This is a genomic window from uncultured Cyclobacterium sp. (genome assembly GCF_963976465.1).
Classification (GTDB): Bacteria; Bacteroidota; Bacteroidia; order Cytophagales; family Cyclobacteriaceae; genus Cyclobacterium.
Map to the genome: position 1 here is coordinate 1 of NZ_CAXBOC010000130.1, position 11,621 is coordinate 11,621.

Genomic DNA, 11,621 nt, shown 5'->3' on the forward strand with positions numbered 1-11,621 from the left:
AGGTTTAATAAATATTCTCGGTTTTCTTTTGTCATGTCGGCGATGACTGTAGCCTCATTCACTTCTTCTTTACCGGGTATGGCTACCCCCACAAATTGCCATCGATCTTTTGTATACGCGTATAGGTCCAATCCATTGCTAGCAATTGGAGTCATGTTTCCTTTTACACGGTTGTTTTTTAAGGTCCATCGGACTTTAATGATCGAAGAGTTGCTGGAAAACCTAATTGCCAGCCCAGCAGTGTTTTTTGAAAGCGACCATACGGCTGGCCTTACTTCTTTTTCAGCTTGAACAGGTAGTCTTTTGTACAATGGATTACCGGGAAGTAGGCCTAATACTTTAAAAGTTGATGCGTCCGTAAAAATTAAAGGCTCCTTCTCTGGTGGAGGTTTAACTTGACCAAGTGCATTTAAGGAGTATAATCCATTAATTATTCCAACAAGTACAAGTAAGAAAAATTTCGAAGTGGTAGATACCTTATCTATTAGCATATTTTTTTCATGAAAATTCTTTGTAAAATAGGAAAGCAAAGTAATAGAAAGAAATAAAAGGCGTAATTATTCCAGTTGATATCGCAATCAAAATGCTTCAAACATTTGAGTTGGATTTATAAGCTGATCTCCCTTTCCCATTCTTGCAAGGCCTTTGATAAGGTTTGAAAGATCTTTGAATTGTTGGATTTTACATTGTAATTCTCGCCCAAATCATTTGAAAGATCAAATAGCATACCTTCTTTGTTTTCTTCATTAAATAAAATTTTCCAGTTGCCTTTTCTAGCAGCCTTGGCTTCAGGAGTTTTCCAGAATATGGTTCTTTGAGGCATTGCTTTTCTTTGGGTGATTAGGTCCAGAAAGCTTGTTCCATCCAAGGCATTTTTTCCATTTTGATTCGGCATTGGACTGCCAATTATTTTCAGAACGGTAGGCAGGATATCCATACTCATCAACGTTTCGTCAGAAATTACGTTCTCCGGTATTTTTCCCGGCCAATAGGCAATGGCAGGCACCCGATGGCCTCCTTCATAAAGATCCCCTTTTTCACCATTTAACTTACCGTTTGACCCTACTTTAGGCCAGGTTTTGCCATCGTAATCCAGGTATTGCCCGTTGTCAGAAGTAAAGAATATAAAAGTGTTGTCAGCCAATCCTTCTTCTTCCAGAAACTGAACAAGGCGCCCAATATTGCGGTCCAAAGATTCAATCATTTCATGTACTACAGTGGGAACCTCTTTTGGTTTATGGGGACCTAATTTGCTTTGCTTACCGGGTTTATTACTGGTGAAATCTTCTCCTTTTACACGAGTCTGTAGGTGGCCGTCATCAGGGGACTGCCAAGGAAAATGAACACCAAGATGGGCCAGGTATAAAAAGAAAGGTTGCTTTTTATGTTGTTTGATAAAGTTTATCCCATTTGAAGTGATCACATCTGTGGTATAGCCTTTTTGAAAAAATAACTGGTTATTGTGCCACCAGTCAGGGTAGCCGTAGCGATCGATTTTACTGAAATAATCCCCACAGCCGGAGGTGAGGCCTTTAAACTCATCAAAGCCAAACTTGGTAGGGTTGGCGTCAGGATGATTTCCCAGATGCCACTTGCCATAATAGGCAGTAGCATACCCCGTTTCCTTCAGGTAGTTGGCTATGGTCTTTGGTTTGGCATGTTTGGCATCACTAATACCTTTTACCTTTCCTTTCCCCGGTTTTTGCCAGAATCCCGGTAATGGATCTTCTATGCCCACCCGCTGCTGATAGCGTCCGGTCAACAATGCGGCACGTGTAGGGGAACACATGGCGCCATTGCTGTGGAAATCCGTGAATAGCATTCCCTTTTGAGCCAGGCGGTTTAAGTTGGGTGTATTGGCTTCTCCACCATACGAACCACCTAAATCGCCATAGCCAATATCATCTGCCAGAATGATGATGATATTGGGATGGGCAGAATTTTGGGCATGGATAGGAACAATAGCAAGGAATAGATTAAATAGGAAAATAAGGACAGAAATTCGTTTATTAGCCATTTTCTAGGGATAAATTTTAAGTGATAGCTGTTTTGGCATATATGATAATACCCGCTAGTGGGTATTTAGGCCATTGTTTCAGCAATTGAAAATGTGAGTCGAGGTATGGTTTTGATATAAATTTTCTATATTGGTTATTTATAAAATCTTAAAGAAACCAAACCATTTATGAACTTAAAATTACCAAGCCGATTAATCTATATCTTCGGCATGTTGTTCCTTTTGGCATCATGTGGCCCAAAAGAAATAAAAGAAGAAGCAAAAGCTGAAAATCCCAATATTGTAATTATTTATATGGACGATTTGGGGTATGGGGACATGAGTGCTTACGATGCCGGCACCTTGGAAACGCTAAACATGGATAAACTGGCAGAAGGGGGTGTGAAATTTACTGCCGGTTATGCTTCTTCCGCCACCTGCTCTCCCAGTAGATATGCCTTATTAACGGGGACTTATCCTTGGAGAAATAAGGACGCCAAAATTTTACCCGGAACAGCTCCTTTATTAATTGGAACGGAAGAAATGACCATACCCAAGATGCTAAAAAATCAAGGCTATGCGACCGCAGTGGTGGGTAAATGGCATCTTGGCCTTGGAGATGGTACTGTTAACTGGAATGAAAAGGTAAGCCCGGGTCCCAATGAAGTAGGTTTTGATTATTCTTATATTATGGCTGCTACGCAGGATAGGGTGCCTACTGTTTATCTTGAAGACGGAATGGTGCAAGGCCTGGATCCTAATGATCCTATTGAAGTGAGTTATAAGGAAAACTTTGAAGGAGAACCGACCGGAAAGGACAATCCTGAAATGCTCAAAATGAAATGGCACCATGGACATAACAATAGCATTGTGAATGGAATCCCAAGAATAGGCTTTATGAAAGGCGGGAAAAATGCACAATGGGTAGATGAAGACATGGCGGATCATTTTCTTGAAAAAGCCCAATCCTATGTGAAGGAGAAAAAAGACAAACCATTTTTCCTATACTATGCCTTGCAGCAACCCCATGTACCCAGAACACCGCATCCAAGGTTTGAAGGTAAATCAGGCATGGGGCCTAGGGGAGATGTTATCCTTGAAGCAGACTGGTGCATAGGGGAATTTATGAAAACATTGGAAGAGGAAGGCCTCCTGGAAAATACACTGATTATTTTTTCCAGTGACAATGGTCCGGTATTAAACGATGGGTATTATGATGATGCCGAAGAATTGGTGGGAGATCATACGCCGGCTGGACCTCTCAGAGGAGGTAAATACAGTTTGTTTGAAGCGGGAACAAGGGTGCCGTTTATTAGTTACTGGAAAGGAAAAGCCACACCGGGAACCACGGATGCCATGGTTAGTCAGATTGATATTTTTAACTCCTTGGCAGCTATTTCTGGAAGTCAGGAAAGGACTACAGATGGCAAGGATTTTTCTCAATTGTTCTTAGGAAATGATGGCGAGGGAAGAGATGCGTTAGTATTGGAAGCCACCACCCGCACAGCTTACAGAAAAGGGGATTGGGTATTGATTCCTCCCTATAAAGGCCCTGCCATAAATAAAATGGTGAATATAGAAATGGGAAATGATGCTGATTTTCAATTGTACGATTTAAGTACTGATTTGGAACAGCAAAATAACCTTGCCAAGGAAAATCCAGAAAAATTAAAAGAACTGTTAGAAGAGTTTATCGCCATCAGAGGTGAAGACTTTGTGGATACCAAAGGACTTGAATTGAAGTGATCCTGAATGTTTTCGTAATTTAGTTCTTAAGTAACAATAAATGACCAGATGCTAAATTTTAAATCTATTTTCCTACCCATTTTTGTAATTTGTTTGCTGGTGCCGGCACTGCTTCAGGCCCGGAAAAAACCTCAAGTGATTGTCCTAACGGATATAGGGGGAGATACAGATGATGAACAGAGCCTGGTCAGGTTTTTATACTATGCAGACCAGTTTGACATTAAGGCCATTTGTGCCACAAGTCGGCTGGGGCATGGTCAGGACATAAAACCGGAAATTATTCAGAAACAATTGGCAGCATACGGTGAAATTTACCCTAACCTTATCCTGCATAAGAAGGATTTTCCCCACCCGGATATGCTGGCAAAATTGATCAAATCCGGTAGTGGTAACTCAGAGGCCCTTGGAGAAGGTCAGGATTCAGAGGCCTCTGAGGCCATTATCAAAATTGTGGATAAAAGCGAAGCGATGGTCCACATTCCAGTATGGGGTGGACTAAGGGAATTGGCTCAAGTCCTTTGGAAAGTTAAAAATACCCGAACTGAAGAGGAACTTGATGAGTTCTGCAAGAAAATTCAAGTGCATGCCATTGGTGACCAGGATGGCCATAGAAATTACCTATTAAAAAACTTTAAAGCCTTAAGATTTATAGCCAATGGCTATGCCTGGAATGGTTTTACCGGTATCAGAGAACTTTCGGCTTTCCGTGGCATGTACATGACAGGTAATCAGTACATGCAAGATTCGAACTGGGTTAAAAATAATATTCACGGCAATGGACCATTAAGTGATTGCTACCAGCTAAATGGTCATGGCACCAGCGGTATGAAAGAAGGAGACAGTCCCTCTTTTCTTGGCTTAATTTCCAATGGATTGAATGTCCCTGATCATCCGGAATGGGGAGGCTGGGGAGGTCGGTACAGGTTATTGTTCAACCAATTGTACATTGACGCGCCTGATTTTATGGAAGGCACATTGAATGAAAGACATGGGGTGGCCCGGTGGAGAACAGCCTTTCAGTCAGACTTTATGGCCAGGGTAAAATGGGCCGTTTTACCTTATGAGCAGGCCAACCATAACCCTGTAGTTATTGTAAACGGACATGAGTCCGATACACCTTTATATATAGATGTGCTGCCCGGTAAAGAATTGGAGCTGGATGCCTCTGCAAGCACAGACCCGGATGAGGATGCATTAACCTACAGATGGTGGATTTACAATGAAATATTTCAACCTATCGGTCCGGTTATATTCAAACCTACTTCGGAAGACGCCAAAATTAAAGTGGAGGTTCCACCTTTGCCTCCGGGAAAAGAATTGCACCTTATTCTCGAGGTAACAGACAAGGGCCTACCTGCTATGACCAAATACAAGCGTGTTATAATTACTTCAACAATATGATTTAATCCATTATCTCATTTAATAAGGATACTTGATACTCCTGATTTTGTTCAGAGACCTCATTTTTATCAGGGTCTCTGGATTTCAGTCCAATTTAATAAATTACTATAAGCCCGATTCCATGTCTATACCTTTGCCAGTAAAAATATATAAAATTCCACTGCTATTTATTTGTTTCACTTTGGTGTTTTCGGCCTATTCGCAAGAAAACAGAAACCTATTAATTCATTCCTTAAATAGAAAACAAATTGCTGAGAATTTAAACACTGCAAAAAAATGGGTCAGTTATCCTGCCTATGAGGAAAGAGAAGAATGGAGTAAACTTCCGGATGAAGTCAGGAAAACTATCATAAAAGAAGGAGAGGCTTACTTAAATTACGATTGGCCAATCGTTAAGGCCAGTATGTATCTGGAATTTACCCGAACAGGAGATAGGTCTAAAGATGCTGCAGTTAATAGTGCCAGAAAACAGGCCCTTCAAACCTTAATGATGGCAGAGTTAGTGGAGGGAAAAGGTAGATTTTTAGATGACTTGGTCAATGGGGTTTTTGCTTTCTGCGAACAAACATATTGGGGTGCCTCAGCACATTTTTACTTGTATGGATTTGATGGAAGCATCGCTAACCCAACCACCATTTTGCCTGATATCGACGATCCAATTATAGATTTAATGGTTGGAGATATAGCGAGTGATTTGGCATGGACTTTATATTTTTTCAAGGATGCTTTTAATGAAATCAGCCCTGTAATAGGTAGGAGGCTTACCTCTGAATTAAAAAAGAAAGTATTGCATCCATTTTATGAACGAAATGATTTTTGGTGGATTACCGGCTGGGGAGAAGGGAGAGTAAATAACTGGACGCCATGGTGTAATTTCAACGTTCTTAATGTTTTGTTATTAGTAGAGGATGACCCGATTAAAAAACAAGATGCTATCTATAAGTCCATGCAGTCAGTTGATTTATTTATAAATTCCTATCCCGATGACGGTAGCTGCAGTGAAGGGCCCGCCTACTGGGCTCATGCAGGAGGTAAAATGTTTGACTATCTGGAACTATTAGACAAGGCCATAGATGGAGGGATAGCTCCTGTTTTTGCTCATCCACTTATTGAAAATATGGGGAAATACATTTATCGATCTCATATTAATGATGGCAGATATTATATTAATTTTGCTGATGCTCCATTAAAAATCAAGCATAATCCGGGAAGAATATTCAGGTATGGGGAAAAAATAAATGATCCTATCATGGAGAATTTTGCGGCTTATTTGGCAAATGAAAGCAGTGAAAAAGACTTGGTAACTTCCGGCACAATTGGGGATAGGTTGAGAAATATATTTTTGCTGACCTCCTTAAACGAGGTGCCTGTGGAGGCCCCCAAAATTAAAGATTATTATTTTCCTGACTGGGATGTGGTGATAGCTAGAGAAAAAGCGAATACCGGTGGCTTTTATTTTACAGCAAAGGGAGGTAATAATAATGAAAACCATAATCACAATGACGTGGGTTCCTTTATGCTTTATTATGACGGAAAACCAGTATTTATCGATGTGGGAGTAGGCACTTACACAAGGCAAACTTTTAGCCCTGAGCGGTATTCAATTTGGACAATGCAATCCAATTACCATAATTTACCACTCATTAATGGAGTGGCACAAAAAGCAGGTGGGAATTTTAAAGCAAAAGGATCCCGATATCGTATGAAAAATGATCAAGTTCATTTTCAAACAGATATTGCAAATGCTTATCCAAATGAAGCCGCAGTGAAAAGCTGGGTAAGGACCTATGAATTCAAGAGAGAAGATGGTTTAATCGTAAGGGAGCATTTTGAATTGGAAAAGCATAAAAACGCAATAAACTTCCATTTTATGAGTGCATTACCAGTAGCCTTAAAATCTCCCGGCTTATTAGAGATTTCAGGTGATGGGTTTGCAATAAATATGCGCTTTGACCAAAGAAAACTTGATGCCATTATCGAACCAATTTCAATTGAAGATCCTAAGCTAATCTCCAACCATGGAAAGGAATTGTATAGAATAGTTTATAAATGGAAAGAGGACAAGCAGAAGGGAGATATTAAATTTTCAATCAGTGCTAAATAGCAAATGCTAATCTGCAGACCTTTGGTGCTAGATACAAATGAAACAATGTCCATAGATCTTCCTGATTGTATATTTTTTTGAAATTGAATGTCATTAATATTGAATTTGTTTTTCCGGTTATCCTCAAAATATGGGCAATAACATAATTTCAACCATTATTTCAGTAATTAAGTGATTTTTTCAATTAGATTGTATGTCAAATTAAATAGATCAATGAAAAACATCACCCTATTCTTCATTATTATGAGTTTTATGGCTTGTACTAATAGCCACAAGGAGTTGGAGCAGCCAAATATTCTCTGGATCTCTCATGAGGATTTAGGGCCTATTTATGGTGCTTATGGGGACGAATATGCCAACACGCCTATATTGGATCAATTGGCAGAAAAAAGTTTGAAATTTACCCAGGTGTTTTCCAATGCACCCATTTGTGCCCCTGCACGCTCTACCTTAATCACGGGGATGTATGCGAGCTCCCTAGGGACCCAGCATCTAAGGTCTGACATACCAGTTCCTGCGCCAATGAAAATATTGCCGGAAGTAATGCGAGAGGCAGGGTATTATACGAGCAATAATGTAAAGACAGATTATAATTTTAGCCATGAAGAAAGGTGGGATGAGAGCAGCAAAGAAGCACACTGGAGAAATAGGCCGGAGGGGAAGCCTTTCTTTAGTGTCTTTAATTTCATGATTACCCACGAAGGACCTACCAATGCCTTGCGTCCAACAGATACTTCAGGTCTTAAAAATTTTCATGATCCCCAAAAAGCAATCCTTCCACCCCATTTACCGGACAGTCCTAAAATGCGTGAAATATGGGCGCATATGTATGATTTGCTTTCCGTATTTGACCGGCAAGTTGGTGATTTATTAGGCCAATTGGAGGAAGATGGTTTGTTGGAAGAAACAATAATTTTCGTCTTTTCTGATCATGGACATGGCCTACCGGGACATAAACGCTGGCTAGACAATGCCGGTTTGCAAGTCCCTTTTCTTCTACATGTTCCTGAAAAATACAAGCATTTGGTAACTCATATTGCTTCTCCGGAATCGGATAGGCTGGCAAGCTTTGTAGATTTTGCACCTACCACCCTTGCCTTGGCAGGAGTTCCCGTTCCTGAAATGATGGAAGGACTTAACTTCTTGGCAAAAGAGGAAAGAAAATATGTCTTTGGCTATAGAGACAGAGCAGACGATGTTTATGAAGTGTCAAGGTCGGTTTACGATGGGAGGTATCTGTACATCCGTCATTTTATGCCGCACTTACCTTATTTTCAAAATGCCATAATTTTTAACAAAGGGGGGAGTTATGCGGAAATTAACAGACTTCGGGAGGCTGGAGACCTTCCTGAACCAACCATGAAAATGTTCACTTCCAAGCCGGTTGAGATTTTATACGATCTGAAGACAGATCCCTTGGAGCAGCATAACCTTGCAAATGATCCGAAATTTGAAAATAAAATAGCAGAATTGGCCAATGAGCTTGATAAATGGATGATTCAAAACCGAGATACGGGATTGCTATCTGAAGGTATAATGATGGAACAAGCTAAAGCAAAGGAAGCAAGTGTTTATGAGATCAGCAGAGGATATACTGAGGCTGATTTCAGTGCAATCTTGAAGGCAGCCAAAATGGTAGGTGAAATCAATAAACCTTCCGCCATTTTACCTTATTTAGTAAGCGAAATTGATGCAGTCCGATTTTGGGCTCTTGTTAGTTTGTCAGCCTATAAGGGAGATATTGGAGAAGTGGTTCCGAACTTATTGCCCCTCTTATCTGATGAGGCCCCGGCTGTGGCGATCAAAGCAGCAGAAATCTTGATTAAATATGAGGATAATGACGCGGCCTATAAATTATTGGGCGAGATGTTACTATTAGACGATGAAGTTCAGGTTTTACAGGCAGCCATAAGTGTCCGACAATTGGGTGTCCAGGCAAAACCATTAATCCCATTAATTAAGGAAGAAGTATTTCCCAGGTATTCTGGAGATATTTGGGGAAGGTATAAAAACTGGAGTTATCCCATGTTTATAGGAATGGCGTTAGATCAGGCTCAGATAAATTGTGGGCTGAATATCTCTATTAGAAAATAACTGTAATTTAAACCCAAAATAAAACCAAGAAACATTTCATTGAGAATTAATCCCCACTAACAAACTTAAATTATGTTATTACAAGGAATTGATTGGTTGATATTGATCGCATTTTTTGCGGTTTCTCTGGGTATAGGTTTGTACAGTTCCAGGCAATCATCTAAAAATATTAATGAATTTTTTAAAGCCGGTGGAAATCTTCCTTGGTGGATTTTGGGCACTTCCATGGTGGCCACCACCTTTTCTACCGACACGCCCAATTTAGTAACGGATATCGTGAGAAAAAATGGGATTTCGGGAAATTGGGTGTGGTGGAGTTTTCTATTAACAGGTATGTTAACAGTGTTTTTCTTTGCCAAATTATGGAAGAGGTCTGGGGTGTTAACGGATATTGAGTTTTATGAATTGCGTTACAGTGGCAAAGCGGCTTCTTTTTTAAGGGGGTTCAGGGCCATTTTTTTAGGATTGTTTTTTAATGTGGTCATTATTTCCGGTGTTTCTCTGGCGGCGATTAAAATTGGTGGGGTGTTATTGGGGATTAGCCCGATGGCTACCTTATTGATTTCCGGTGTTGTGACAGTGATATATAGTTCATTAGGAGGGCTTAGAGGAGTTGTATTTACGGATTTCATCCAATTTGTACTCTCCTTGGCAGGGGCGATTGCTGCTGCTTGGGTAGCTGTTAATCATCCTGCTGTTGGAGGTCTTGAAAACCTTATCAGTCATGAAATGATAGTAGACAAGCTGGATTTTATTCCTGATTTGGCCAACAAGGAGATATTTCTGACCATTTTTCTTATTCCCCTGTTTATCCAGTGGTGGTCTGTATGGTATCCGGGATCTGAGCCCGGAGGTGGGGGCTTTATTGTCCAGAGAATGCTTGCTGCTAAAGATGAAAAAAATGCCTTGTCATCAGTTATGTTTTTTACCATCGTTCATTATGCCATCAGGCCATGGCCTTGGATATTGGTAGCTTTGTGTAGTATCATTGTTTTTCCGGATATGGCGTCCCTTCGGGATGCATTTCCCAATGCGGATCCTTCCATTGTTCAGGATGATATGGCTTATCCTGCCATGTTGTCTTTTATGCCCGTTGGGATTATGGGTTTAGTGGTTACTTCATTGGTAGCAGCCTATATGTCGACCCTTTCTACCATGCTTAATTTGGGTGCATCTTATATGGTCAATGATTTTTACCAAAGGTTTATCAAGCCTGACAGCACCCAAAAACATTTGGTGTTTGTGGGAAGAGTTGCAACCGTAACAATAATGATTTTGGGTGGTTATGTGGCATTGCAACTACAAAATGCCTTGCAAACTTTCAGTATCTTATTGCAAATAGGTGCAGGAACAGGTTTGATATATATATTACGTTGGTATTGGTGGCGAATCAATGCCATGAGTGAAATTGTGGCCATGGCAGCCTCCTTTTTAACAGCCTTGTATTTTGCTTTTGTTCATGATGCTTTCTTTGAGCCCTTGGCCACCCATGAGGAATTAATTATAGGGATCATGGTTACTTCATTTTGCTGGATTTTAACAGCTTATATTTCCACACCTACGGAAAGGGAAGTGCTGGTTTCATTCGTGAAAAAAACCAAGGCTCCGGGCCCGGGTTGGCGTAGGATACACGGGCTGATAGGGGAGGCCGGTGAAAAAGTGGACACTACAGGCTATTTTGATTTTCAAGCTGCAATACTCGCCTTTGGCGTAGGGGTAATTGGGGTGTTTAGCTTTTTGTTTGGAACCGGAAATATTTTGCTTGGTGATCCGTTCAACGGATTCTTATTATTGATTCTGGCAATCCTGGCTTTTTGGGCTTTATTTGCTTTAAGAAAGCGATTTTGAGGATTAGTGTCCTTTGGGGTCGTCATTGCAAAGCCTTTTGGGAAGGGATAAGCAGGGTAAGTATGGGGCAATTCCGTCTTCAGGTCTGGTGTTTTTCAAAGATGCCTTATCTCTAGTTCAGCAAAAGTCAAAGCAGTGCTGAAAGATCAAAATCCCCTTTGAAGGGAAAAAAGGGGGGGCGATCCCAATATAGCCGATATGATTTCGCACGGCTTAGACCGTCTACCGGCGGCTGAGCGGAGTCGAAGCCATAGGGTAACTGTAACTGCTTCGAGATACCTTTTCCTACTTTCACTTTTGTCTCATCAGGGATAACTAGAAGCTGTTCAACACCTTCAGTGTTGAGGGAGGAGGTATCTTTCATTCCCGTGGGTTGTCACCCCATAGCCGTCAAGTTAACGATTTAAGTTATTGGTAATAAGTTAATTAAAT

General features: G+C 40.6%; 8 protein-coding genes. 5 read left to right on the forward strand and 3 right to left on the reverse strand.

From position 1 onward, the window contains the following. Window positions 1–491 (reverse strand): SGNH/GDSL hydrolase N-terminal domain-containing protein (locus AAC037_RS09265; protein WP_339902723.1); only part of this gene is annotated, 491 nt, incomplete at its 3' end. Between the two features lie 116 nt (window positions 492–607). Continuing rightward, window positions 608–2,017: a sulfatase-like hydrolase/transferase gene (locus AAC037_RS09270; RefSeq protein WP_339902724.1), complete on the reverse strand. Its 1,410-nt coding sequence runs from the start codon at window positions 2,015–2,017 to the stop codon at window positions 608–610. A 168-nt stretch (window positions 2,018–2,185) separates the two neighbouring features. On the opposite strand from AAC037_RS09270, the gene AAC037_RS09275 reads away from it, so the two are divergent. The 5 genes from AAC037_RS09275 (at window position 2,186) to AAC037_RS09295 (ending at window position 11,189) form a co-directional block, all read left to right on the forward strand. Continuing rightward, entirely contained in the window at window positions 2,186–3,742 is a 1,557-nt protein-coding gene (locus AAC037_RS09275) for an arylsulfatase (protein WP_339902725.1), read from the forward strand. A 48-nt stretch (window positions 3,743–3,790) separates the two neighbouring features. Then, on the forward strand, window positions 3,791–5,143 hold the full coding sequence (locus AAC037_RS09280; protein ID WP_339902726.1) for a nucleoside hydrolase-like domain-containing protein: 1,353 nt from the start codon (window positions 3,791–3,793) through the stop codon (window positions 5,141–5,143). Window positions 5,144–5,264: 121 nt separating this feature from the next. After that, on the forward strand, window positions 5,265–7,247 hold the full coding sequence (locus tag AAC037_RS09285; RefSeq protein ID WP_339902727.1) for a heparinase II/III family protein: 1,983 nt from the start codon (window positions 5,265–5,267) through the stop codon (window positions 7,245–7,247). A 213-nt stretch (window positions 7,248–7,460) separates the two neighbouring features. Then, on the forward strand, window positions 7,461–9,341 hold the full coding sequence (locus tag AAC037_RS09290; protein ID WP_339902728.1) for a sulfatase-like hydrolase/transferase: 1,881 nt from the start codon (window positions 7,461–7,463) through the stop codon (window positions 9,339–9,341). Window positions 9,342–9,413: 72 nt separating this feature from the next. After that, window positions 9,414–11,189 carry a sodium:solute symporter family protein gene (locus AAC037_RS09295; RefSeq protein WP_339902729.1) on the forward strand — a complete coding sequence of 592 codons (1,776 nt, stop codon included), beginning with the start codon at window positions 9,414–9,416 and terminating at the stop codon, window positions 11,187–11,189. 127 nt (window positions 11,190–11,316) lie between these two features. On the opposite strand, the gene AAC037_RS09300 is transcribed toward AAC037_RS09295, so the two are convergent. Further along, on the reverse strand, window positions 11,317–11,553 hold the full coding sequence (locus AAC037_RS09300; RefSeq protein ID WP_339902730.1) for a hypothetical protein: 237 nt from the start codon (window positions 11,551–11,553) through the stop codon (window positions 11,317–11,319). Between the last annotated feature and the right edge of the window lie 68 nt (window positions 11,554–11,621).